At 68.3% G+C, this 23,377-nt stretch carries 23 protein-coding genes; 15 read left to right on the forward strand and 8 right to left on the reverse strand.

Annotation, left to right across the window (positions count from 1 at the left end; all coding sequences use genetic code 11):
- Positions 1-44: 44 nt before the first annotated feature.
- Positions 45-455, forward strand: coding sequence for a YraN family protein (locus tag MAY35_RS02720; RefSeq protein ID WP_238419090.1), 411 nt, complete (start codon positions 45-47; stop codon positions 453-455).
- A gap of 16 nt (positions 456-471) precedes the next feature.
- Here MAY35_RS02720 and MAY35_RS02725 read toward each other — a convergent pair whose 3' ends face one another.
- Positions 472-1,794 carry a DUF4185 domain-containing protein gene (locus tag MAY35_RS02725; RefSeq protein ID WP_238419091.1) on the reverse strand — a complete coding sequence of 441 codons (1,323 nt, stop codon included), beginning with the start codon at positions 1,792-1,794 and terminating at the stop codon, positions 472-474.
- Positions 1,795-1,895: 101 nt separating this feature from the next.
- The gene (bluB, locus tag MAY35_RS02730) at positions 1,896-2,534 is read right to left on the reverse strand and encodes a 5,6-dimethylbenzimidazole synthase (protein WP_238419092.1); all 639 of its coding nucleotides are present in this window, start codon (positions 2,532-2,534) and stop codon (positions 1,896-1,898) included.
- A 51-nt stretch (positions 2,535-2,585) separates the two neighbouring features.
- On the opposite strand from bluB, the gene MAY35_RS02735 reads away from it, so the two are divergent.
- A complete protein-coding gene (locus MAY35_RS02735; protein WP_281063077.1) occupies positions 2,586-4,187 on the forward strand; it encodes a YifB family Mg chelatase-like AAA ATPase in 1,602 nt (533 codons plus the stop codon).
- Positions 4,184-5,317, forward strand: a complete 1,134-nt coding sequence (gene dprA, locus MAY35_RS02740) for a DNA-processing protein DprA (RefSeq protein WP_238419094.1) — start codon at positions 4,184-4,186, stop codon at positions 5,315-5,317. The genes MAY35_RS02735 and dprA overlap by 4 nt, the downstream gene beginning before the upstream one ends.
- An 11-nt stretch (positions 5,318-5,328) precedes the next feature.
- On the opposite strand, the gene MAY35_RS02745 is transcribed toward dprA, so the two are convergent.
- On the reverse strand, positions 5,329-5,913 hold the full coding sequence (locus tag MAY35_RS02745; protein ID WP_238419095.1) for a TetR/AcrR family transcriptional regulator: 585 nt from the start codon (positions 5,911-5,913) through the stop codon (positions 5,329-5,331).
- Between the two features lie 170 nt (positions 5,914-6,083).
- Between MAY35_RS02745 and MAY35_RS02750 the strand changes: the two genes are divergently transcribed.
- Both MAY35_RS02750 and MAY35_RS02755 read left to right on the forward strand, forming a co-directional pair.
- A complete protein-coding gene (locus MAY35_RS02750; RefSeq protein ID WP_238419096.1) occupies positions 6,084-6,950 on the forward strand; it encodes a siderophore-interacting protein in 867 nt (288 codons plus the stop codon).
- Between the two features lie 88 nt (positions 6,951-7,038).
- A complete protein-coding gene (locus tag MAY35_RS02755) occupies positions 7,039-7,923 on the forward strand; it encodes a tyrosine recombinase XerC (protein WP_238419097.1) in 885 nt (294 codons plus the stop codon).
- Here MAY35_RS02755 and MAY35_RS02760 read toward each other — a convergent pair whose 3' ends face one another.
- Positions 7,924-8,403 (reverse strand): M23 family metallopeptidase, encoded by a 480-nt coding sequence (locus MAY35_RS02760; protein ID WP_238419357.1) that lies wholly within the window; start codon positions 8,401-8,403, stop codon positions 7,924-7,926.
- A 384-nt stretch (positions 8,404-8,787) separates the two neighbouring features.
- Between MAY35_RS02760 and rpsB the strand changes: the two genes are divergently transcribed.
- Both rpsB and tsf read left to right on the forward strand, forming a co-directional pair.
- Positions 8,788-9,639 carry a 30S ribosomal protein S2 gene (gene rpsB / locus MAY35_RS02765; protein WP_238419098.1) on the forward strand — a complete coding sequence of 284 codons (852 nt, stop codon included), beginning with the start codon at positions 8,788-8,790 and terminating at the stop codon, positions 9,637-9,639.
- Between the two features lie 74 nt (positions 9,640-9,713).
- On the forward strand, positions 9,714-10,538 hold the full coding sequence (gene tsf / locus MAY35_RS02770) for a translation elongation factor Ts (protein WP_238419099.1): 825 nt from the start codon (positions 9,714-9,716) through the stop codon (positions 10,536-10,538).
- A gap of 73 nt (positions 10,539-10,611) precedes the next feature.
- Here tsf and MAY35_RS02775 read toward each other — a convergent pair whose 3' ends face one another.
- Positions 10,612-12,264 (reverse strand): MFS transporter, encoded by a 1,653-nt coding sequence (locus tag MAY35_RS02775; RefSeq protein WP_281063081.1) that lies wholly within the window; start codon positions 12,262-12,264, stop codon positions 10,612-10,614.
- Between the two features lie 32 nt (positions 12,265-12,296).
- Positions 12,297-13,718 (reverse strand): condensation domain-containing protein, encoded by a 1,422-nt coding sequence (locus tag MAY35_RS02780; RefSeq protein WP_238419100.1) that lies wholly within the window; start codon positions 13,716-13,718, stop codon positions 12,297-12,299.
- Between the two features lie 396 nt (positions 13,719-14,114).
- Here MAY35_RS02780 and MAY35_RS02785 point away from each other — a divergent pair, with 396 nt between their 5' ends.
- From MAY35_RS02785 to MAY35_RS02800, 4 genes are all read left to right on the forward strand, one after another.
- Complete coding sequence (locus MAY35_RS02785; RefSeq protein ID WP_238419359.1) at positions 14,115-15,083, forward strand: alpha/beta hydrolase family protein; 969 nt, start codon at positions 14,115-14,117, stop codon at positions 15,081-15,083.
- A gap of 124 nt (positions 15,084-15,207) precedes the next feature.
- Positions 15,208-15,993, forward strand: coding sequence for a UMP kinase (pyrH, locus tag MAY35_RS02790; RefSeq protein ID WP_238419101.1), 786 nt, complete (start codon positions 15,208-15,210; stop codon positions 15,991-15,993).
- Positions 15,994-16,084: 91 nt separating this feature from the next.
- Positions 16,085-16,642, forward strand: a complete 558-nt coding sequence (frr, locus tag MAY35_RS02795; RefSeq protein WP_238419102.1) for a ribosome recycling factor — start codon at positions 16,085-16,087, stop codon at positions 16,640-16,642.
- Positions 16,639-17,535 (forward strand): phosphatidate cytidylyltransferase, encoded by an 897-nt coding sequence (locus tag MAY35_RS02800; RefSeq protein WP_374237912.1) that lies wholly within the window; start codon positions 16,639-16,641, stop codon positions 17,533-17,535. Before frr ends, MAY35_RS02800 begins: the two co-directional genes overlap by 4 nt.
- Before the next feature lie 48 nt (positions 17,536-17,583).
- Here MAY35_RS02800 and MAY35_RS02805 read toward each other — a convergent pair whose 3' ends face one another.
- The gene (locus MAY35_RS02805; protein ID WP_238419103.1) at positions 17,584-18,003 is read right to left on the reverse strand and encodes a lipopolysaccharide assembly LapA domain-containing protein; all 420 of its coding nucleotides are present in this window, start codon (positions 18,001-18,003) and stop codon (positions 17,584-17,586) included.
- Between the two features lie 30 nt (positions 18,004-18,033).
- On the opposite strand from MAY35_RS02805, the gene rlmN reads away from it, so the two are divergent.
- Complete coding sequence (gene rlmN, locus MAY35_RS02810) at positions 18,034-19,140, forward strand: 23S rRNA (adenine(2503)-C(2))-methyltransferase RlmN (RefSeq protein WP_238419104.1); 1,107 nt, start codon at positions 18,034-18,036, stop codon at positions 19,138-19,140.
- Between the two features lie 86 nt (positions 19,141-19,226).
- Here the strand turns inward: rlmN and MAY35_RS02815 are convergent, their stop codons facing one another.
- Positions 19,227-19,523, reverse strand: a complete 297-nt coding sequence (locus tag MAY35_RS02815) for a DUF2631 domain-containing protein (protein ID WP_238419105.1) — start codon at positions 19,521-19,523, stop codon at positions 19,227-19,229.
- A 122-nt stretch (positions 19,524-19,645) separates the two neighbouring features.
- Here MAY35_RS02815 and dxr point away from each other — a divergent pair, with 122 nt between their 5' ends.
- The 3 genes from dxr to ispG all read left to right on the forward strand — a co-directional run bounded on the left by dxr (position 19,646) and on the right by ispG (position 23,363).
- Entirely contained in the window at positions 19,646-20,830 is a 1,185-nt protein-coding gene (dxr, locus tag MAY35_RS02820; protein ID WP_238419106.1) for a 1-deoxy-D-xylulose-5-phosphate reductoisomerase, read from the forward strand.
- 18 nt (positions 20,831-20,848) lie between these two features.
- The gene (locus MAY35_RS02825) at positions 20,849-22,075 is read left to right on the forward strand and encodes an RIP metalloprotease (RefSeq protein WP_238419107.1); all 1,227 of its coding nucleotides are present in this window, start codon (positions 20,849-20,851) and stop codon (positions 22,073-22,075) included.
- Positions 22,076-22,175: 100 nt separating this feature from the next.
- Positions 22,176-23,363: a flavodoxin-dependent (E)-4-hydroxy-3-methylbut-2-enyl-diphosphate synthase gene (gene ispG / locus MAY35_RS02830; RefSeq protein ID WP_238419108.1), complete on the forward strand. Its 1,188-nt coding sequence runs from the start codon at positions 22,176-22,178 to the stop codon at positions 23,361-23,363.
- The last annotated feature ends 14 nt before the right edge of the window (positions 23,364-23,377 follow it).

Raw genomic sequence — 23,377 nt, forward strand, 5'->3', positions numbered from 1 at the left:
TGTAGAACACCGACCGTCGTCGACTCTGCGCGACGCTGATCGGCATGACCGGCGATCCCGCACCCGAACCCCGACGTTCCCCCGACCGCCGCGGTCACATCGGCAGGATCGGCGAAGACGCGGCCGCGGAGTACGCGGTCTCTCTCGGTTGGTCTGTCCTGGAACGCAATTGGCGCAACCGCTACGGTGAGCTCGATCTGATCGCCGCGGACGGGGCGGTCCTGGTGATCGTCGAGGTCAAGACGCGTGCGAGCCGGACATTCGACGACCCGGTCATGGCGGTCACGCCGGACAAGCTGGCCCGCATGCGCCGACTGGCACGGATGTGGCTTGCCGCGCAGGACCGGCGGTGGTCGCAGATCCGATTCGACGTCCTCAGTGTGCAACTCGACCGGTACGACCCCGACGATCGCTCTCGTGCCCGGATACGCCACCACCCCGGCGTCTACGTGTGATGGCCCGGCGCCTGCGTCACAACTTGCTCAGATCGGTGCGGATGAGCATGACGTTGTAGTCGCTCCACCGCGATGCGTTGAAGTAGAGTTCCTTCGAATCTCCCTGCAGTGCAGGGGAGTTGGGCAGCATCATCGGGCCGTACAGAACGAGGGCGCCCCTCGGCACGACGGTTCGCGGATTGCTCCACGGCCCCTCCGGGCGATCCGCTGTCCGCAGTGTGATGTCGTTGTCGCCGACGAGCATCACGTACTTCTCGAGGTACGGGCTCCACGCCACGGACAGCTCGGTCACCGGTTGTCGGACTACGACCGCGGACCCGTCATCGGGAATGGCGGCGATGTCGTGCACCCAGCCGGGCCCCTTTCCCGCCCAGTACTCGTAGGCGTCGAGATCGAGGATGTCCTCGGCCTTGAAGCGCGCGAGGAAGGCGGCCCCGAAACGTCCGTTGGGAGTTCCGTATTGGTAGACGTAACCCTCATCGGCGGTGCCCGGTCGTCCGCGGACCCACGCGTTCTGCTGGAACTTGCCGTTGTTGTACTCGACCGGACGGAACTCGCCGGGCAGGCGCAACGAGACAGGTGCGTTGATCAGGATGGTGTCCTGATCCGTGGTCCACGTCTGCCCGTTGTCGTCGGAGTGGGCGATCGCCGAGAAGTTCGTGACCCAGTTGCCCGGCGAACCCCAGGACCGGACGGACATGTAGTTGATGTACTGCCGGTATCCATTGCCGTGGGGTAGCGATATCGCCGCGGTGGGGATGGTGGTGACCTCGACGTTCGAGATCCCGACCGAGGGGATGAGTTCCTGCGCGTAGTTCGGTTGGCCGGGTGCGATCACCGAACCGGAGGTCACGTCGCCTGCCCGGCCGTCGGGAACCGACAGGCCGTTGGCGAGGTTGTCGTCGTCGGTGCGGAGGAGCACATTGTGACGCCACTGCTGCCCGGCGGCGTTGCAGTTGCCGAAGGTGTCGCCGAACGCCATCAGCGTCTGACCGCGGCCGTTGTCCCAGGCCACTCCCAGGTCCGTCCCGCTGATCCCGAAACGGCTGAAGGTGCGGTTGCTGCTCAGCGGGCCGGTGACCCATCCGGCGGTGCGAGAGATCTGTCCGACGTAGGGCACGAGCGGCGCCTGCGGTCCGAGATTGGGGACGTTCGAGCTGCCGGCCGATCCCGATGGGCCACTCGAACCGAAGCCCAGAAAGCTCGAGCCGGTGCTCGCGTTGCCGCAGGGCGCGGCGTGGGCCACGCCCGCCCCGGTGGTCAGGGCGATGGCAGTCCCGCTGAAGGCGATGACCCCGGCGAGTGCCAGCCGGACACTCGTGGTGAGACGGCTCGACACCGGTACCTCCGTGACAGATAGCTGTTACGCATGTGAATGACGTGACTATTGTTACTGGAGTTGCGGCTGGATCGGGCCTCGAGACGGGTCACGATCTGGTGTCAGCGCACGAACAGCCGTTCTTCGGCAGACGTGCGGAACTGCCAGCCGGCCCGTTCGAGTTCTGGGGTGTCGGTCTCACGCGCCGGATAGCCGATGCACAGGTAGGCGACCAGCTTCCAGGTGGACGGGACGTCAAGCGCCGCCGTCACCTCGGCGGGTTCGAGGATCGACACCCACCCGACGCCGACACCGCGGGCTCGGGCTGCGAGCCACAGTGTGGACACGGCGGTGACGACCGAGTACTCGAGGGTTTCGGGTGCGGTCTGCCTGCCGAGGCCGTGACCTTGACCCGGGTCGGGTTCGCAGAAGGCGGCCAACTGGACCGGGGCGTCGTCGAGGCCGGCGAGCTTGAGCGATGAGTACAGTCGTGCGCGCTCACCCGCATAACCTCTGAGGGCATCGGTATTGCAGCGAGTGAAGCTGTCGCGCACCGCTTGTCGGCCCGCCCCGGATCGAACCTCGACCCAGCGCCAGGGCTGACTGTTGCCCACGGACGGTGCGAGTTCAGCCGCCTCGAGAATCTCCGGAAGCACGTGGGGTTCGAGTGGTTCGCGGCGGAAACGGCGGACGTCCCGTCGCCAGCGCAGCAGTCGGTCGAGGTCGCCGACGAACGCATCGTCGAATGTTCCGTCGCTCATCGGGTGTCGAGCCTAGTCGGGACCGGGTGGGGTGTTCGAGAGCGGCCACGGATGGGTGTACGTGCACAACCCGGCAGTTCTCCACAGATCGGCCGCCCTACTGCGGCGACGTCGTTCTGGGGCTCGTCGAGCGCCGACACTGTGCCCATGTTGGGACAGACGCAGGCCGTGGGTCTGAACGCGTTCGCCGCGGAGGTGGTGGTCGTGCAGGCCAGTATCAGTTCGGGGTTGCCGGGGTTCGCGGTGACAGGGAATCCGGACGCGTCGGTGCGCGAGGCGCGCGATCGGGTGCGGGCCGCGATCAAGAACTCCGGGTTCACCTTTCCCGACCTGCGGGTGACCGTGGCGTTGTCGCCGGCGGCGATGCCGAAGATCGGGTCGGGATTTGATCTGGCGATGGCTGTGTCGGTTCTCGCCGCGACCGAACAGGTGTCGTCGGAGAAGCTCGGGTCGACGATTTTCCTGGGGGAGCTCGGCCTCGACGGGACGCTGCGTCCGATCCGCGGGGTGTTGCCGGCGATCGTCGCGGCGCGACAGAACGGCTACCGGCGTGCGGTCGTGCCGATCGAAGTGGTCGCCGAGGCCGCGCTGGTCGAGGGCGTCGACGTCGGTGGGGCGACCGACCTCAAGGAGGTGACCCGGTGGCTCGCGGGTGACCATGTCCTCGACACCGTCCACGATGTGCCGACGGTGTCGCCGCCGCCGATCCCGGACATGTCGGATGTCCTCGGTCAGCGAGAGGCGCGGCATGCTCTCGAGATCGCCGCGGCCGGGGCGCATCACGTGCTCATGACGGGGTCGCCGGGTATCGGCAAGACGATGCTCGCGCGGCGCCTGCCGGGCATCCTGCCGTCATTGGACATCGAGGATTCGCTGGAGGTGACGGCGATCCACTCGCTGGTCGGCGAGCTCTCGCCCGGCCGCCCGTTGATCACCGAGCCGCCCTTCATCGCGCCGCACCACAGTTCGTCGACGACGGCGCTGCTGGGTGGGGGCACCGGCTTCGCCCGGCCCGGTGCGGTGTCGAAGGCGCACCGCGGAGTCCTGTTCCTCGACGAGTGCGCCGAGATGAGTGTCAAGGTCCTCGAGTCCCTGCGGGAACCCCTCGAAGACGGCGAGGTGCGGGTGCCGCGCCGCGACGGCGTCGCCGTGTACCCGGCGCGATTTCAGCTCATCCTCGCCGCGAACCCGTGCCCCTGTGCGCCCGCGCACGACGTCGACTGCGTGTGCTCGGCGGTGGTACGGCGCCGCTACCTCGGCAAACTGTCGGGGCCGCTGCTGGATCGGGTGGACATCCGGGTGCGGATGGATCCGCCCGGCAACACCGCGCTGATGAGCGGTGCGGGAGAGACGAGCGCGGAGGTTCGACAACGGGTGACCGCGGCACGGGCCGCTGCCGTGGAACGGTGGTCGGAGTTCGGGTGGCGCACCAATGCGGAGGTCCCGGGATCGGCGCTGCGACAGAGGTTTCGGCTGCCCCCGCAGGTTCTCCGCCCCATCGAGTTGTTCCTGCGTGATGGGCGGGTGACCGCGCGCGGAGCCGACCGCGCACTGCGACTGGCCTGGACCCTCAACGACCTGCGGGGCACCGTACAACCCACCGAAGACGATGTCGCACAGGCCCTTCTGTACCGGGATCGAGGAGCGGCGTGACCGGCGTCGGACACGATGCGGAACTGACGTCGTGGGCCTACCTCGCGCGGGTGGCCGAGCCGCCCTGTGCCGCGGTCATCGCGCTGGTGGATGCCATCGGTCCGATCGACGCCGCGTCGGCCATCCGTCGCCGGGTGGTCCCCGCCGGACACGAGCCGGTTCTCGACGCCACCGCCGGTCGGTGTGACACCAATTGCGCCGCAGACGATCTCGATATCGCAGATCGGATCGGGGCGCGACTGGTGACGCGGTCCGACCCCGAGTGGCCGGCCTGGTCACTGCTGGCCCTCGGGCAGGCCGACACCGCGGCGCGCGGTGGTGAACCGCTCGCCCTGTGGGTGCGAGGTCCGGCCCGCCTCGACGATCTCGCCGCCGCGTCGGTGGCGCTGATCGGGTCCCGCGCCGCGTCGTCCTACGGCGAACACGTCACGCAGACACTCGCATCGGGACTGTCGGGTCAGGGGTTCGCAGTGCTGTCCGGCGGGGCGTTCGGCATCGATGGCGCCGCCCACCGCGCGGTGGTGGCGGCGGGCGGGGTGACCGCGGCGGTGATGGCGTGCGGGATCGACCGGGACTATCCGGCGTCGCACTCCGCTCTGCTGACCGCGATCGCGCGCACGGGCGCGGTGATCAGCGAGTACCCGCCGGGGACAACGGCGGCCAAGCATCGGTTCCTGACCCGCAACCGGTTGGTGGCCGCGATGAGTGGAGGAACCGTCGTGGTCGAGGCCGGCAGGCGGTCCGGGGCGGCGAACACCGCGGCATGGGCTCGCAAGCTGGGTCGGCCACTGGGCGCCGTTCCCGGGCCGGTCACGTCCGCGACCTCGGTGGGGTGTCACCGGATGATCGCCGACCAGCAGGCGGTGCTGGTGTCCGACGTCGCGTCGGTGGTCAACCTGGTCCACCCCGGCGGTGGTGGTGACGTCGGGCGCGGACGCGCCAAGCCGACCGACGCTCTCACGCCCGAACAGCTCCGGGTCCATGACGCGATCCCCGCCCGAGGTGGGGTCGGTATCGAGGAGATCGCCTTCGCGGCGGGACTCGACGTCGGTGTCGTGAGGTCGGCGCTGGCACGGCTCGACGTCGACGGACATGTACGCAACGTCGGCGGACAGTGGCGCCTGGGCTGAACCCGAGGTGCTCAGGTCCCCGCACGCGTCAGCACGTCGATGATGACGCGCAGGTCGTCGACGGTCGCCTCGTTGAGTCGGCCATGCGCGTGGACGAAGCCGATGCCCGCGTACAGCAGCGTCGTGGCGCGCGCATGTGCCTCGGCCTCCGGGAACCCGAGTTCGCGCATGGCGGCGATGGCGATGGCGAAGATGCGGCAGTCGAGCTGATCGACGGAGTCCGCTATCGCCGGCTCCGTCTCGGCCCATCGCCGCAGCGCGGACTCCATCGCCCACCGACGCGGGTCGGAGACGAGCCGGGCCATACCCTCGATGCGCTCGATCGGTGGCAGGGACTCGAGCGCCTCGATCCGCGCGGCCGCCGCGGACTGCGCCATCCGGCAATGCTCGGCCAGCGCGCTCTTGAGTGCCCCGATGTCGGTGAAGTGCCAGTAGAAGCTGCCCTTGGTGACACCCAGACGGGTACTGAGCCGAGAGATCTTGAGGGCTTCGATGCCGTCCTCGACGAGGATGTGTGCTGCCGCGTCCAGCCAGTCGTCCACGCTCAACCGCGACCCGCGGCGCGGGGCGGCTTGTTCCACTGGCTGATCCGGCATGGAATCACCTCTGGTCGGGTCTCGCGACGTCTGATCTCGGTCAGGGCAAACTCAGAGATCAGATCGCTCGATCGTGAGAAAACCTTACAACCGTGTATGGGTAGTTCGCTCGGCTAAAGCTAAGGGTGCCCTATCAACGGCGTACTCTGGGCGCGAATGAGGAGGTTCGAATGGCCAAACGCGTCAACACGATGACGGTGCTCCGCAACGAGCGACTCGGCCCGCATTTCGTGCGGTTGTACCTGGGTGGGGAGGGCTTCGACGACTTCGAGCCCGCGGTGGGCAAGTCCGGAGAGCCCGACACGGACATGTATGTGAAGTTCATCTTCGCCCCGGAGGGCGTCACCTACCCCGAGCCGTTCGATCTCCAGGAGATCCGCACCGCGGAACCGCCGGAGCGTCAACCCGTCCTGCGGACGTACACCGTCCGCCGCGTCGACACCGCGGCCAGAGAGATCGTTGTGGACTTCGTCGTGCACGGCACCGAGGGCATCGCGGGCCCCTGGGCGGCATCCGTCGAGCCCGGGGAGACCGTTCGATTCATCGGGCCCGGCAGCGGCTACCGCCCGCGCCCGGACGCCCCGTGGCATCTCCTGGCATCCGACGAGGCCGGACTGCCGGCGCTGGCCGCTGCACTCGAGGCGCTACCCGCCGACGCGGTGGCGAAGGTCTTCATCGAGGTCGCCGGACCCGACGACGAACTCGAACTGAAGGCGCCCGCCGGCGCCGACATCGTGTGGGTGCACCGGGGCGGTCCCGCCGGCGAGGTCGACGAATCCGTTGCCGGCGACAACGCACCGCTGATCGCGGCCGTGCGGAACGCGGACTGGCTCGACGGAGAACCCCACGTGTTCATCCACGGCGAGGCGCAGGCCGTCATGCACAACCTGCGCGCATACGTCCGCAAGGAACGCGGGGTGAGTGCGGCGAATGCGTCGATCTCCGGGTACTGGCGCCGCGGCCGCACGGAGGAGGGCTTCCGCAAGTGGAAGGCCGACCTGCGCACCGCGGAGGAGGGCGTCGGCGCGAACGGTTAGACCCGGGCGGGTGCGCATGATGCGACGATTCGGCCACGACACCGCGTGTGCGGTTGCGGTCGGGTGGCGGACACGGTGAGGTCGGAGGATGCTCGACGACTTCGCCGATCACCTTCGCCTGGAGAAGGGCCGCAGTGAGCACACGATCCGTGCCTACGTCGGCGGTGCGCGGGCGCTCGTGACGTTCGCCGGAGCGCGCGGCGTCGCCCCGGCCGACATCGACCTGGCCCTGCTGCGCGCCTGGCTCGCGGAACTGACGCGGCGCGGTGCCGCGCGGACCACGATCGCCCGCCAGGTGTCGGCCGCGAAGACCTTCTGCGCCTGGGCCGTTCGCGAGGGCATCATGTCGACCGATCCGTCGCAGCGGCTGAAGGCGCCGAAGGCTCACCGGACGCTACCGGCGGTCCTGGCGCCCGCGCAGGCCGACGCCGCCCTCGCCGCGGCTGTCGCCGAGCGCGAACCCGACGACCCGATTGCCCTGCGCGACAGCGTGATACTCGAACTCCTCTATGCCAGCGGGATCCGGGTCGGCGAGTTGTGCGGCCTGGACGTCGACGATGTCGACACCGGGCGGCGGGTGGTCCGGGTGATCGGCAAGGGGGACAAGGAGAGGTCGGTGCCCTACGGGGAGCCGGCCGCGCGCGCGATCGATGCGTGGCTGAGCCGTGGGCGTCCGCTGCTGGCGACCGACCGCTCAGACGCCGCCCTCCTCCTCGGCGCGCAGGGCGGTCGGCTCGACCAGCGGATGGCCCGGACAGTCGTCTCCCGTGCGGTGTCGGCGAGTGGGGGACCGGCGATGGGACCGCACGGGTTGCGGCACAGCGCCGCCACCCACCTGCTCGAGGGCGGCGCCGACCTGCGCGTCGTCCAGGAGCTGCTGGGCCACTCGTCGCTCGCCACCACGCAGATCTACACCCACGTCAGCGTCGAACGTCTGCGCGCGGTCCATCGGCAGGCCCATCCGCGGGCCTGATCATGGTCCCGGCCCGATCGGTTTGAGACGCACCCGGACCGCGCCGAGAAGCCCCAGCGGATCGATGTACTCCGCGGCGCGACCGCTGCCCCGGCGAGCGCCCCAGTGCAGACACACGACCACCGGGCACCCGGGGTGCGCCGCCACGACCGTGCCGATCACCGTTCCGCGGGACACGTGGTCGCCCGCGGCCACCACGGCTTCGACGGGCTCATAGGTGGTGATCACGCCGTCGGGGTGGGTCACGGACACGACCGGACGCCCGGCCACCGTCCCGGCAAAACGCACACGCCCCGCGCCGGCGGAGCGGACCTGCGCCCCCGACGCGGCAGCCAGATCGACTCCGCGATGCCCGCTCTGCCATCGTTTTTCCGGCGGATCGAACCCGGTCACGACCAGCGGCCGGGGTGTCAGCGGAGCCGCGTAGTCACCCGGGTCGGCAGTGGCCCGGGCCGTCTCCGGCCGGCACACGGCGACCATCAGGAGGGTTAGCACGAAGACCACGGCGGGAACGATGCCCGGAACCGGGCGGCGTGGCGGGTCGGGGCGTGGGGACGGCATTCTCCTTCGACGCACCGGCCGACCGATCGGATCCATCGTCTGACGAGGGGCTGCGTTTTGGTTTTCGATCGCGCGCGAGCGTAAACTTCCCTACGCACCTCATCGGTTGTTGATGAGGTGACTTCGCGCGTCTGCACTCAGGCCTGAGCCGCGTCGGGACACAGCTCCCTGACCAGCACAGTTCCGACACACCCGCCGAGTGAGCAGTCCCGGACACGGTTCGTGTTCCGGGTGGCACCCGGTGCGCAGACGCCAGGGTCGGCGCCGACCGGTGCCGACGACAACTGCGACAAAAGGACGATCATGGCTGTCGTGACCATGAAGCAGCTGCTGGACAGCGGCGCACACTTCGGGCACCAGACCCGCCGTTGGAACCCGAAGATGAAGCGATTCATCTTCACCGACCGCAACGGCATCTACATCATCGATTTGCAGCAGACGCTGACCTACATCGACAAGGCATACGAGTTCGTCAAGGAGACGGTCGCCCACGGTGGCACCATCCTCTTCGTCGGCACCAAGAAGCAGGCGCAGGAATCGATCGCCGGCGAGGCGACCCGCGTCGGCATGCCGTACGTCAACCAGCGCTGGCTCGGTGGCATGCTCACCAACTTCTCGACCGTTCACAAGCGCCTGCAGCGCCTGAAGGAACTCGAGACCATGGAGCAGACCGGCGGCTTCGAGGGACGCACCAAGAAGGAAATCCTCATGCTCACGCGTGAGAAGAACAAGCTCGAGCGCACCCTCGGTGGTATCCGCGACATGGCCAAGGTTCCCTCGGCCGTGTGGGTTGTCGACACCAACAAGGAGCACATCGCCGTCGGTGAGGCCCGCAAGCTGAACATCCCGGTGATCGCGATCCTCGACACCAACTGCGACCCCGACCTCGTCGACTACCCGATCCCGGGCAACGACGACGCCATCCGCAGCGCGGCTCTGCTCACCCGCGTCGTGGCCTCGGCCGTCGCCGAAGGTGTCCAGGCCCGTGCAGGCGCGGCCAGTGGTGACGCCAAGCCCGAGGCCGGCAGCGGCGAGCCGCTGGCAGAGTGGGAGCAGGAACTGCTGACCCAGGCCGCAGCACCGGCCGGCGGCGACGCAGCCGCCGAGACCCCGGCGGCCGAAACCCCGGCGGCCGAAACCCCGGCGGCTCAGTAGTCCTGACGGCCCAGTAGTTCCGACTGCTGTGCAGATCGGTCCACACCACACTTCCCGAAGGAGGCTCGCCGACGATGGCGAACTACACCGCAGCTGATGTGAAGCGTCTTCGTGAGCTCACCGGCTCAGGAATGCTCGACTGCAAGAACGCGCTGGCCAACAACGACGGCGATTTCGACAAGGCCGTCGAGGAACTGCGCATCAAGGGCGCCAAGGACGTGGGCAAGCGCGCCGAGCGCTCCACCGCCGAGGGCCTGGTCGCAGCCAAGGACGGTGCCCTGGTCGAGATCAACTCGGAGACGGACTTCGTCGCCAAGAACGCCGAGTTCCAGCAGCTCGCCGACGAGATCGTGACCGCGGCCGCCGCGGCCAAGACCAATGACGTCGACGAGCTCAAGAAGGCTCCGCTCGGCGGTGGCACCGTCGACGAGGCGGTTGCCGCGCTCTCGGCCAAGATCGGCGAGAAGCTCGAGCTCCGTCGCGTGGCCTACTACGACGGTCCCGTGGCCGTGTACCTGCACAAGCGTGCGTCCGACCTGCCGCCGGCTGTCGGCGTGCTCGTCTCGTACGCCGGTGAGGGCGACGCCGCCGAGGAAGCCGCTCGCGGCGCGGCCATGCAGGTCGCGGCGCTCAAGGCTCGCTACGCCACGCGCGACGAGGTCCCCGCGGACGTCGTCGAGAACGAGCGTCGCATCGCCGAGCAGACCGCCAAGGAAGAGGGCAAGCCGGAGCAGGCTCTGCCCAAGATCGTGGAGGGTCGGGTCAACGGCTTCTACAAGGATGTCGTGCTGCTCGACCAGGCGTCGGTCCAGGACTCCAAGAAGACCGTGAAGGCTCTGCTCGACGACGCCGGTGTGACCGTCAAGGGCTTCACCCGCTTCGAGGTCGGCCAGGCCTGACCTGACGGTCCCCCGGGACCCGGACACAACTCCGAATCGCCCCGTCTCCCCTCGGAGACGGGGCGATTCGGCGTCAGCGGTCAGTCCGTCGATCCCGAAGGGCCAGGGTGAGTACGCCGATCGCGACCGCGACGCCGGACAGGACGGCGAGTGTGACGCGCAGCGCGCCCAGGAACGTCCTCGCGGAGACCGACTGCCGCGCATCATCGGTCCACGGACGGGTCTGCGCGGCGACCGTCGCCACCGCGGTGGAGCCCGCGGACCCGGTGCAGCCGGGCACCGGCCGCTCCGGGTGGGAGGACCGCAGCTGGGTGCTCGCACATGCCGCGAAACGGTCGGCCACCGGTTCGTGCAGGTACGGGGCGACCGGCGAGTGTGACAATGCGGCAGCGAGTTCGCTCCGGACCTCGGGAACCGTGGTGGTGCTCTGTCCGGAGACCTGGGCGAAGAAGAAGATCGTCACGACGGCGAGGCCGATCGAGGCGCCGATCTGCTGGACCGTGGGGATCGATCCCGTCGCGGTTCCGACCGTGGCCTCCGTGGTGTCGGAGAGGATCACCGTCTGCAGGGGTGCGATGAACAACCCGGTGCCGACTCCCGCCAGGGCCAGTGGCCCGAGGATCGTTGCCGTGGACAGGGATTCGGACGAAGGGTCGATGACCGCGGCGAGCCAGGCCAGACCCGCCCCGACCGTCAGCGAACCCGCGAACAGCCCACGCGGCGACCCGATCCGCACGACGAGCGGTGCCGAGGCCAGCGACCCGATCGCCGCACCGACGGCGAACGGCAGGGCCACCATCCCGGTCCGGGTCGCGGTGCAGCCCAATCCGAACTGTGCCGAGATCGACACGGTGAAGAAGAAGCCGGCGAAGACGCTGAAGAACAGCAGGGACAGGATCAATCCCACGGTGAACCGTCGCGACCGGAACAACTGCGGACGGAGTAGGGGAGTGCCACCGCGGGCGTCGACGCGGATCTCGTGGATCGCGAACGACGCCAGGAACACCACCGCCGCCGCGATCATCACCCACAGGATCGGCGGCCAGCCCGTTTCCCGGCCGAGGGCGAGCGGACACAACAGGAGGAACAACCCGGCCGAGGAGAGCAGAACCCCGATGACGTCCATGCGGGCCGGGGTGTCGTCACGTGCCACGGGCAGGCGACTCCGCGCGAGCAGGCACGCGAGTACACCCAACGGCACGTTGATGAAGAAGATGGTGCGCCATCCCCAACCGAGGACGTCCGCGTCGACGAGTACGCCGCCGACGACGGGGCCGAGGATGGCAGCGATACCGGCCACTGCGCCGTAGATCCCGAACACCAGTCCGTGACGGTGCTTTCCGAACAACGTGGCGATGAGGGCGAGGGTCTGTGCGGACATCAGCGCGGCACTCACGCCCTGCGCACCCCGGAAGACGATGAGGTCCCATGGCCCGACGGCCACGCCGCACAGCACCGAGGTCACGGTGAACGCGATCATGCCGGTCACGAACAGTCGTCGACGACCCAGTCGGGCACCCAGGTTCGCCGCAGGCAGGAGCGCGCACGCGAAGGCCAGCGTGTACACGGTCAGGACCAGCAACTGCTGTGAGGTCGACGCACCGAGATCGGTGGTGAGGTCGGGCAAGGCGATGTTGACGACGGTCGTGTCCAACATCTGCATGAACACACCGAGGAGGCAGCCGGCGAGCGCCGCCCACGCCCCGGGGCGGTCGGCGGCCTGCATCGGCAGGTCCCGGCGCAGCGCCGGGTCGGTGCTCACGGCGTGAGTGCGGGCACCGACGGCGCGTAGTCGCCCTGGACCGCCACCGTGGTCATCACCTCGACGAAACGGGCGACGTAGCGCCCGACCGACTCGCGTGCGATCTCGGTGTTGGGGTAGAGCAACGTGATCGAGGTGGTGTCGGAGAATCGGTTGACCCACATGTAGACCTCTTCACTACTGCCCCGGTTGCCGAACAGACACCCGTTGCCGGCTTCGAAGATCTCGACCCCCGGCAGCTTGCGGACGTCGATGTAGGAGACCATCGGGACCGACCAGCCGGATCGAACCGCGACCCCGTCGGACGGCTCCACCAACTCGAGTACCCGGTGAAAAGAGATGTCGGTGAGCGCTTTTCCAGCGTCATAGCTGCGTGCGGCCTCCGGTGCCAGCGAACGGAACGTCGTCGACTCACCGATCGTCAGGGGTACCGGTATCAGGCTGGTGAACCAGCCCACCGATTTCATCTCCGCGGCGCCGGATCGCGTGCTCTTCGGTGTCATGCCGAAATACTCGGTCTGGCCGGTGAATTCGGCGAAGACGAGACCGGCGGCCGCCATGATGCCCCCGATCATGTTGGCGCCCACATCGCGGCAGACCTTCTCGAACGCCGCCGCGGAGGTCTCGTCGAACAGCGTGGCGTTGACGATCGCGCTACGCGTGTAGGTCTGTTCGCCGGTCCCCAAGGGGAGGGGGAAGTTCGGCAGGCGGCCACCGTTGGCCCGCACGAGATCGATCCAGCGCTCGACGCCAGGCGACTGCCGGGTCAGTCCACGGGACACGCCTCGTTCCCGCTCGCAATAGTCGAGATAGCTACCGGTCTGGGGCAGTTCGGCGCCGGCCCCGAAGGCCGCGTTCATGTAGAGCGTCAGCAGATCCACGCACGTGATCGCCTGTGAGATCCCGTCGGTGTTGAGATGGTCGGCTGCGGCGTACAGAGTGAAACCGCCGTCCCATTCGATGGCGCCGAAGGTGAAGCAGTCCCAGGAGAACGGTCCGGGAGTCTCCTCCTGCACATGGGATCGCAGTTGAATCGCGTCGCGGTCTCCGTGACGGACCGGCACGATCTCGACGACCTCCGGGGGCACGAGATGACGGTGCACGGTTCCGTCGTCCTCCATCGAGAACCACGACCGGAAGCTGTCGTGGCGGCGCACGAACTCGTTGACCGCGGTCGTCATCGCGTCGACGTCGAGAGGCGCCGAGACGTCGAAGGCCATGAGGCACAGGCGGGCGAACCGAAAACCCGCGGACTCGTTGCGCCAGGCCACGCGCAGGTACTCCTCCTGCTGGTGCGACGGCGGCACCGGGTGGACCGGGGCTCGTTCGGCTTCGGTCACCGAGGCGAGAGAGGCGACCCAGCTGGTCAGATGACCTGGGCGCGGGTCCCATTCCTCGATGAGGCCGAACTTCATCATCTATCTACCTCGATTCGCCTGCGACATGGCGGATTTGGTCGCCGCGCCGTCCTCGATGGGGGGATCGGCCGAATCCGGATGCGCCGATCGGCACGGACCCTACCGCACAGTAGGTCCGGCAGTCGACGAAACGGTTGTTGTCAGAATTCGGTGACACGCGGTGCGCTCCAACAGGTCTGTGCCCGATCGTCTCCTCGGACCGATGGGACGTTTGACCCATGTGGACACCGCGGCATCGCATCCGGCAGACTGCCGGGGTTCCGGTGTGACGGCGGTCGCATCCTGTCGAAAGCGGAGGGTATGGACGAGCAGTCTCGCAACGGGACCCCGGCGGTGCACGGACGTGTCGAGCCGGCCCCGAGGGCCACGGCCGCACTGGCGGGCGTGCTCTCGCTGATGGCCGTGCTCTCGCTGGTGGCCGGCGGACTGGCACTCGCGGGCCCGGCTGCGGCCGCGCCTGCGCCCGTACGGATCGTGGGGGAGACGGTCCGTCCCGGTGGAGAGCTCGAACTCACCGTGCGATCGGCGGCCATGCGGCGGGCGGTCGAGGTGAAGGTGTGGCCGAGTCGCAGCGGACGACCTGCACCGGTCCTCTACCTTCTCAACGGCGCGGCCGGCGGGGTGGGAGGCAGCAGCTGGTTCGACCAGACCGACGTGCGTACCTTCTTCGCCGACGAGAACGTCACCGTCGTGGTGCCGATGGGTGGTGCGGCGAGCTACTTCACGGACTGGCAGCGGCCCGACCCGGTGCTGGGTGTGCAGAAGTGGGCCACGTTCCTGACCGGCGAACTGCCCGACGTGATCGACGCGCGTTTCGCGGGCACCGGGCGCAACGCCGTCGCGGGGATCTCGATGGCCGGCACGTCGGTGTTCCAACTCGCGCTGCACGCACCGTCGCTCTATCAGGCGCTGGGATCGTTCAGCGGGTGCGCGCAGACGAGCGATCCGCTCGGACAGGCCGTGGTCCGCATGGTGGTCGAGGGCCGAGGCAGGGCGAACACGCTGAACATGTGGGGGCCGCCGACCGATCCCGCGTGGCGTGCCAACGATCCCTACGTCCATGCCGAGCGCCTCCGCGGCAAGTCGATCTATGTCTCCAACGGCTCCGGACTGCCGGGCCGTTACGACACGATCGAGGGCCCCGGCATCGACGGCAACGGGTCCAAACTGGTCGAACAGCTCGCCGTCGGCGCCGTGATCGAGACCGCCACCGCCCGGTGCACGCAGAACCTGCAGCGCCGCATGCGGGAGATCGGCGTACCGGCGACCTTCCACCTGTACGAGGGTGGCACGCATTCGTGGCCGTATTGGCAGGACGAACTGCACCGCGCGTGGCCGCAGTTCCGGACCGTCCTCGGACTCTGAGGCGCGGGCGCCCCGGGACGGGCGTCGCGTTCGCCATGACCGGATGCCGTGACGTGACGTGTGTCGCGAGTTGGATCGGGTGAAGACGTACGATAGTTCACCGAACCGACGAGTGAGGAAGCCGATGAGTGAAGCGCCCGACGCCACGCAGTCCGATTCCACCCCTTCCGGCCATGAGCCGACGACCGCGGACGGGGTGCGCCGGGACGGATTCCACCGGGTCCTGCTGAAGCTGGGCGGTGAGATGTTCGGCGGTGGCGAGGTGGGTCTCGACCCCGACGTCGTCGGGACCGTCGCCGACCAGATCGCCGACGTCGTCAACTCCGGGGTTCAGGTGGCCGTGGTGATCGGTGGCGGCAACTTCTTCCGCGGCGCGGAGTTGCAGCAGCGTGGTCTGGACCGGGCCCGCTCGGACTACATGGGCATGCTCGGTACGGTCATGAATTGCCTTGCGTTGCAAGATTTCCTGGAGAAGCGCGGGATCTCCACCCGTGTGCAGACCGCCATCACGATGGGGCAGGTCGCCGAGCCGTACCTTCCGCTCCGAGCCCAGCGCCACCTCGAGAAGGGGCGCGTGGTGATCTTCGGTGCCGGAATGGGTATGCCGTACTTCTCGACCGACACGACGGCCGCGCAGCGGGCGCTGGAGATCAAGGCGGAGGTGGTGCTGATGGCGAAGGCCGTCGACGGCGTGTACGACGCCGACCCGCGCATCGACCCCGAGGCCACACTCTTCACCGAGATCACCCACCGCGAGGTGCTCGACAAGGAGCTCAAGGTCGCCGACGCGACCGCCTTCAGTCTGTGTATGGACAACAAGATGCCGATCTTGGTGTTCAATTTGCTCCAGCAGGGCAACATCGCCCGTGCGGTCGCGGGGGACCGGATCGGCACCCTGGTCAGCACCTGACCATCACCCGAGCCGGACCCGGTCCCGACGAGAACCGAGCCCGACGAGAACCGAGCCCGACGAGAAACCGACGAACGGAACAAGGACGAAGATGATCGACGACGCGCTGCTCGATGCCGAGGAGAAGATGGAGAAGGCGGTGAACGTCGCCAAGGAGGACATGGGCTCGATCCGCACCGGACGCGCGAACCCGTCGATGTTCAACAAGGTGAACATCGAGTACTACGGTGCGCTGACGCCGGTGACCCAGGTGGCGAGCATCAACACACCCGAGCCGCGTCTCGTCGTGATCAAGCCGTACGAGGCGTCGACCCTGCGTGACATCGAGACCGCGATCCGCAACTCGGACCTCGGGGTCAACCCCACCAACGACGGCACCATCATCCGGGTGGCCATCCCGCAGCTGACCGAGGAGCGCCGCCGCAGCCTGGTCAAGCAGGCCAAGGGCAAGGGTGAGGACGCCAAGGTCTCGATCCGCAACGTGCGGCGCAAGGCCGCCGACGAGTTGAAGCGGATCCAGAAGGACGGCGAGGCCGGCGAGGACGAGGTGTCGCGCGCCGAAAAGGAACTGGACAAGACCACGGCGGCGTATGTGCAGCAGGTCGACGAGATCGTGAAGCACAAAGAAGACGAATTGCTCGAGGTGTGAGCGAGGTTCCGCGACAAGGCGGTGACGGGCCGGCGTCTCAGACGCCGGGCCCCGAGAAGTCGCCCCCCGAGAAGAAGTCCCGCGCGGGTCGCGATCTGCCCGCGGCGATAGCGGTCGGTGGCACGTTGGGCGTGAGCATCATCGCCATCCTGCTCTTCGCCCCGAAGCTCTGGTACGTCCTCGTGTCGGTCGCCTTCGCGATCGCCACCTGGGAGGTCGCCAAGCGGCTGCGCACCGGGGGGTACGACATCGCGCTGTGGCCCCTGCTCATCGGGGGCCAGGCGATCATCTGGGTGAGCTGGCCGTGGGGTCCGACCGGTGTGCTCGTCGCGTTCGCGGCGACGGTCCTCGTCTCGATGGTGTGGAAGCTGTTGGGGCAGGGCATCAATCACGCGCCGGTGAACTATCTGCGCGATCTCGCCGTCACCGTGCTGGTGCTCGCATGGTTGCCGTTGCTGGCGTCGTTCGGTGCTCACCTGGTGGTGCAGGACGACGGGGCCGCGCGAGTGGCGACCCTGATGGTCGTCGTCGTGTGTTCCGACGTCGGCGGTTATGTCGCCGGGGTCCTCTTCGGCAAACATCCGATGGCGCCGGCGATCAGTCCGAAGAAGTCCTGGGAAGGCATGGTCGGATCGTTGCTGCTGGGCAGCGTCGGATCGGTCTGCTGCATCGTCTTCCTGATCGGCAGTCACTGGTGGATCGGCATGATCCTCGGTCCCGCACTGGTCGTCTGCGCGACTCTCGGCGACCTCGTGGAGTCGCAGGTCAAGCGCGACCTGGGGATCAAGGACATGGGGACGCTGCTGCCCGGGCACGGCGGCATCATGGATCGGCTCGACAGCCTCCTGCCGTCGGCCTTCGTCGTGTGGGCAGTCCTGACCGCGCTCCTGTGACCGATGGTCGGAGCCGACGTACTGGCCTACGACTCGTGACTTCCAGATCTACTTGGCGGCCTTCTTCAATGCGCGTCGCAGCTGCATCATGCGGAGCCCGCCGACGAGTGCGACGATCAGCGCGCCCGCGATCGCGGCGATCAGCAGGCTCACCCCGAGCGGCAGGTTGACCTCCCAGAAGAGGAGCTCGATCGTCTGGCTGGTCAGGTTCTGCACGATGAAGACCAGCAACAGGATCAGAATGATCGCGCCGATGACGACGCCGAACCATGTCGCTCGCGTACGCGTGTGCTCGACGTCCCGCACCGTGCGCCTGAGCCGATCGCGATGGTCGTCGGGGCCGGGGGCGTCCGCGGGTTGGCCCTGCTCGGGATAGGTGTGGTCGGTGGCCGGTACCGGTGAACCCGCGGTCTGTTCGCCCCACGCGGGTACCGGGCCCGTGCTCCGCCTGTCCTCGGGTGTCGTCATCGCTTCATCATGACATGCGACAATGGCCTGATGACCTCATTGCCACTTGTGTTCGACGCGCCCAAACGCGGGCGTCCGCCGACACACTTCGCCGATCTCGACGCCGCAGGTCGCGTCGCGACGCTGGCGGAGCTGGGGCTGCCGAGGTTCCGTGCCGATCAGCTGGCCCGGCAGTACTACGCCCGGCTCAACGGGGACGTCGACGAGATGACGGACCTGCCCGCCGGTGCCCGCGACGCGGTGCGCGAACGCCTGTTTCCGCAACTGCTCACCCCCGTGCGGCACATCTCGTGCGACGACGACTCGACCCGGAAGACGCTCTGGCGCCTGCACGACGGCACTCTTCTCGAGAGTGTCCTGATGCGCTACACCGAGCGCAACACGCTCTGCATTTCCAGCCAGGCAGGATGCGGGATGGCGTGCCCGTTCTGTGCCACCGGCCAGGGTGGCCTCGACCGCAATCTGTCCACCGCCGAGATCGTCGATCAGGTCCGTGCCGCGGCGCGCGCCCTGCGTGACGGCGAGCTGGGGGAGCCCGGTCGGCTGTCGAACGTCGTGTTCATGGGGATGGGCGAACCGCTCGCCAACTACAAGCGGGTCGTGAGCGCGGTCCGGCAGATCACCTCGCCGGCACCCGAGGGGTTGGGGATCTCGGCGCGGTCGGTGACGGTCTCGACCGTGGGCCTCGCCCCGTCGATCCGCCGCCTCGCGGACGAGGGCCTGTCGGTGACGCTCGCCGTGTCACTGCACACGCCCGACGACGAACTGCGCGACACTCTCGTCCCGGTGAACAACCGCTGGTCGGTCGACGAGGTTCTCGAGGCCGCCCGCTACTACGCCGACACCACCGGCCGCCGAGTGTCGATCGAGTACGCGCTCATCCGGGATGTGAACGATCAGCCGTGGCGCGCGGACCTGCTGGGGCAGAAGCTGCACCGGGCGCTCGGCTCACTGGTACACGTCAACCTCATCCCGCTGAACCCGACGCCGGGGTCGGAATGGGACGCCAGTCCCAAACCGGTCGAGCGCGAGTTCGTGCGTCGTGTACGCGAGCAGGGCGTTTCGTGCACTGTCCGCGACACCCGCGGGCAGGAGATCGCCGCCGCGTGCGGACAGCTGGCGGCCGAAGAACGCTGAACGGTCCGGCGAGACCCGGGCAGACGAGAAAACGCCGAGCGGATCACCGCTCGGCGTTCGTCGTTCCAGAGGACGGAAATGGCCGGTCAGGACCACTTTCCGCGGTTCATCCACCAGCCGCGCACGCAGAGGACCAGCACCGCGACGGCGAAGCCGATCAGGTAGAGGTCCTCGATGTGGCCGGTGTGGTTGCCGATGATCATCAGCACGAGGAACACCGCGAAGAACACCGCAGCGCCGTAGAAGGTCTTGGTCGCGGCGCCGTGCCAGCCGAACCGCGCCGACGGTGCATCGGCGGGCTCACGGCGCCAGCCGGTGTCGACGATCTCGGCGTGGCCCCCAGCGCCGTGCCCCACAGTGTGCTCAACATCGGTGCTTGCCACAGCCACTCCTCACAGCGCGGACGTCAGATCTCTGACGATCGGTAGTAGTTCCGGATCAGCATAGCGGTATGCCGGTGGCGGCGGTCGGTCCGGTGTGCGGCGGCATGGTCCAGAATGGACGGGTGCCCACTCGCGTGCTGATCCTCGGCTCCACCGGTTCCATCGGCGTCCAAGCGCTCGAGGTGATCGCCGAGCACCCCGATCGATTCGAGGTCGTCGGCCTCGGTGCCGGCGGGGCGAATCTCGATCTCCTCGCCCGGCAGGCCGCCGCGTTCGGTGTCCCGGCGTCCCGGCTCGGGGTCGCCGACGCGGGGAGAGCACGCGAACTCGCCGACCGTCTCGGTGGGGGAGCCGACGCGGTCCTCGGCGGCCCGGAGGCGATGAGCGATCTGATCGATGCGGTCGCCGCGGACACCGGGGTCGACGTCGTGCTCAACGCGGTCGTCGGATCGATCGGCCTCGCCCCGAGTCTGGCCGCGCTCCGATCGGGTGCCCGCCTGGCCCTGGCGAACAAGGAGTCCCTCGTGGCGGGTGGCTCGCTCGTGCTCGAGGCCGCCGCGCCCGGTCAGATCGTCCCGGTGGATTCCGAGCACTCGGCGATCGCGCAGTGCCTGCGCGCCGGGACCACCGCGGAGGTCGAGCGACTCGTGCTCACCGCCTCCGGCGGACCGTTCCGCGGCTGGACGCGTGAGCAGCTGCAGGACGTCACCCCGGAGCAGGCCGGGCATCACCCGACCTGGTCGATGGGGCCGATGATCACCCTCAACTCGGCGACCCTGGTCAACAAGGCGCTGGAGGTCATCGAGGCCCACCTGCTGTTCGACGTCGACTACGACCACATCGACGTCACGGTGCACCCGCAGTCGATCGTGCACTCGATGGTGACCTTCGTCGACGGCGCGACGATCGCCAAGGCGTCGCCTCCCTCGATGAAGCTGCCCATCGCCCTGGCGCTCGGGTGGCCCGACCGGGTGCCCGGGTCGTCCTCGGCCTGCGACTTCTCGACGGCGTCGGCCTGGACCTTCGAGCCCGTGGACGACGCGGTGTTCCCGGCCATCGAACTCGCCCGTTCCGCCGGCCGGGCCGGCGGCAGCCTCACCGCGGTCTACAACGCCGCCAACGAGGCCGCGGCCGCCGGTTTCTTCGCAGGTGCGATCCGTTTCCCGCGCATCGTCGAGATCGTCGGTGACGTGCTCGGCGAGGCGGATCAGTGGCATCAGAAGCCAGGTACTGTGGAAGAGGTCTTCGCCGCCGATCGGTGGGCCCGGGATCGTGCCGCCCAGCTCGTGGCAGTCGCATCCCCGTGATCCGGATGGAGTAGGTACGTGAGTTTCGCGATCGGTGTCACGCTGTTTGCGTTGGCGCTGTTGCTGTCGGTCGCCTGGCATGAGTGCGGTCACATGTGGGCCGCGCAGGCAACGGGCATGAAGGTCCGGCGGTACTTCGTCGGCTTCGGTCCCACCATCTGGTCCACCCGGCGCGGGGAGACCGAGTACGGCATCAAGGCCCTGCCGCTCGGCGGCTTCTGTGACATCGCCGGGATGACGCCCCACGAAGAACTCGCCTGGGACGAGCGCGAGCGGGCCATGTACAAGCAGAAGGCCTGGAAGCGGCTCGTCGTCCTGTTCGCCGGCCCGGCCCAGAACTTCCTCCTCGGCTTCGTCCTGATCATCATCGTCGGACTGACCTTCGGGCTGCCCAACCTCAACCCGGGGCCCACCCCGGCCACGGTGGGCAAGACCCAGTGCGTCTCGTCGACCATCACGATCGCCGGCAGCGACCAGACGAACTCGCCCTGCTCCGGGTCCGGTCCCGCGGGTGCCGCCGGGCTCCTTCCCGGCGATGACATCGTCGCGATCAATGGCCAGCCGGTCGACCAGGCGTCGGACCTGACCCCGGTGATCCGTGAGTCCACCGGTCCGGTCGCGCTGACCGTCGAACGTGACGGACAACGACTCGACCTGTCGATGACACCGGAACCGGTCACCGTCACCGCCACGAAGGCCGACGGGACCACCGAGACCCAGACCTACAACATGGTGGGCATCGCCTACGACCTCCCGCCGGGAATCATCCACTACAGCGGTTTCGCGATCATCCCGGGCGCGATCGGCTTCACCGGCGATCTCGCAGTCGAGACGTGGAACGCCCTGCTGTCCCTGCCGTCGAAGGTCGGTGCCCTGTGGACCGCTGTGACCGGCGGCGAGCGCGCCCTCGACACCCCGGTGAGCGTCTACGGCGCCTCCGTGCTCGGCGGGCAGGCCGTCGAACGCGGCCTGTGGGATCTGTTCTGGATGCTGCTGATCAGCATCAACTTCTTCCTCGGCCTGTTCAACCTGATCCCGCTCCTACCGCTCGACGGCGGCCACATGGCGATCGTCGGGTACGAGAAGGCCCGTGACACCGTCCGGCGCTGGTTCGGCCGTGCGCCCGGTGGTGCCGTCGACTACTACAAGTTGCTCCCGATCACCTACGCCGCCGTGGTGGTGATGGCCGGCTTCATGGTGCTCACACTCACCGCCGACATCGTCAACCCGATCAACCCCTGGTGAACACATCCGGGGTCAGCCCTCACAACGAACACCGTCTGAGTTCACCGACTCACACGGACACGACTCACACCAACACTCCCGATCCTCAGAGGTGAACGAGATGAACGCCCCGACTTCCGCGAACGCCGTGCCGATCGGACTCGGCATGCCCGCCGGACCGCCGCCGGTGCTCGCTCCGCGCCGCAAAACCCGCCAGCTGTTCGTCGGCTCGGTCGGGGTCGGCAGCGACCACCCGATCTCGGTGCAGTCGATGACGACCACCAAGACCCACGACATCAACGCGACCCTGCAGCAGATCGCCGAACTCACCGCGTCGGGCTGCGACATCGTGCGCGTCGCCTGCCCGCGGCCGGAGGACGCCGAAGCGCTCCCGATCATCGCCAAGAAGTCGAAGATCCCGGTGATCGCCGACATCCACTTCCAGCCGAAGTACATCTTCTCGGCGATCGACGCCGGCTGCGCCGCCGTGCGCGTCAACCCCGGCAACATCAAGGAGTTCGACGGACGCGTCAAGGAGGTCGCCAAGGCGGCGGGCGATGCGGGTATCCCGATCCGTATCGGCGTGAACGCCGGCTCCCTCGACAAGCGCATCCTGCAGAAGTACGGCAAGGCGACACCCGAGGCGCTGGTCGAGTCGGCCCTGTGGGAGGCGAGCCTGTTCGAGGAGCACGGCTTCGGCGACATCAAGATCTCGGTGAAGCACAACGACCCGGTGATCATGGTCGAGGCGTACCGCCAGCTCGCCGCCGCCAGCGACTACCCACTGCATCTCGGTGTGACCGAGGCCGGGCCCGCGTTCCAGGGCACCATCAAGTCCGCCGTGGCCTTCGGTGCGCTGCTGAGCGAGGGCATCGGCGACACCATCCGGGTCTCGCTCTCGGCGCCGCCCGCCGAGGAGATCAAGGTCGGCGACCAGATCCTGCAGTCGCTCAACCTGCGCCCGCGCAAGCTCGAGATCGTGTCGTGCCCGTCGTGCGGCCGCGCTCAGGTCGACGTCTACAAACTGGCCGACGAGGTGACCGCGGGTCTCGAGGGTATGGAGGTCCCGCTGCGGGTGGCCGTGATGGGTTGTGTCGTCAACGGTCCGGGCGAGGCCCGCGAAGCCGATCTCGGTGTGGCCTCGGGCAACGGCAAGGGCCAGATCTTCGTCAAGGGCGAGGTCATCAAGACGGTTCCCGAGGCGCAGATCGTCGAGACGTTGATCGAAGAAGCGCTGCGGATCGCCGAGGAAACAGGACAAACTGGAGACGGAACACAAGTGGGCTCGCCCGTGGTGACCGTCTCGTAGGAGTCGGTCGGGCT

The organism is Gordonia sp. 'Campus' (assembly GCF_022206305.1).
Classification (GTDB): domain Bacteria; phylum Actinomycetota; class Actinomycetes; order Mycobacteriales; family Mycobacteriaceae; genus Gordonia.

Coding starts and splice junctions, on each gene's coding strand:
- MAY35_RS02720 (WP_238419090.1), top strand. CDS start 45: ATGACCGGCGATCCCGCACCCGAACCCCGACGTTCCCCCGACCGCCGC.
- bluB (WP_238419092.1), bottom strand. CDS start 2,534: ATGAGCGACGGAACATTCGACGATGCGTTCGTCGGCGACCTCGACCGA.
- MAY35_RS02735 (WP_281063077.1), top strand. CDS start 2,586: ATGGGTGTACGTGCACAACCCGGCAGTTCTCCACAGATCGGCCGCCCT.
- MAY35_RS02745 (WP_238419095.1), bottom strand. CDS start 5,913: ATGCCGGATCAGCCAGTGGAACAAGCCGCCCCGCGCCGCGGGTCGCGG.
- MAY35_RS02750 (WP_238419096.1), top strand. CDS start 6,084: ATGGCCAAACGCGTCAACACGATGACGGTGCTCCGCAACGAGCGACTC.
- MAY35_RS02755 (WP_238419097.1), top strand. CDS start 7,039: ATGCTCGACGACTTCGCCGATCACCTTCGCCTGGAGAAGGGCCGCAGT.
- MAY35_RS02760 (WP_238419357.1), bottom strand. CDS start 8,403: ATGGTCGCCGTGTGCCGGCCGGAGACGGCCCGGGCCACTGCCGACCCG.
- rpsB (WP_238419098.1), top strand. CDS start 8,788: ATGGCTGTCGTGACCATGAAGCAGCTGCTGGACAGCGGCGCACACTTC.
- tsf (WP_238419099.1), top strand. CDS start 9,714: ATGGCGAACTACACCGCAGCTGATGTGAAGCGTCTTCGTGAGCTCACC.
- MAY35_RS02775 (WP_281063081.1), bottom strand. CDS start 12,264: ATGCAGGCCGCCGACCGCCCCGGGGCGTGGGCGGCGCTCGCCGGCTGC.
- MAY35_RS02780 (WP_238419100.1), bottom strand. CDS start 13,718: ATGATGAAGTTCGGCCTCATCGAGGAATGGGACCCGCGCCCAGGTCAT.
- MAY35_RS02785 (WP_238419359.1), top strand. CDS start 14,115: ATGGCCGTGCTCTCGCTGGTGGCCGGCGGACTGGCACTCGCGGGCCCG.
- pyrH (WP_238419101.1), top strand. CDS start 15,208: ATGAGTGAAGCGCCCGACGCCACGCAGTCCGATTCCACCCCTTCCGGC.
- frr (WP_238419102.1), top strand. CDS start 16,085: ATGATCGACGACGCGCTGCTCGATGCCGAGGAGAAGATGGAGAAGGCG.
- MAY35_RS02805 (WP_238419103.1), bottom strand. CDS start 18,003: ATGACGACACCCGAGGACAGGCGGAGCACGGGCCCGGTACCCGCGTGG.
- rlmN (WP_238419104.1), top strand. CDS start 18,034: ATGACCTCATTGCCACTTGTGTTCGACGCGCCCAAACGCGGGCGTCCG.
- ispG (WP_238419108.1), top strand. CDS start 22,176: ATGAACGCCCCGACTTCCGCGAACGCCGTGCCGATCGGACTCGGCATG.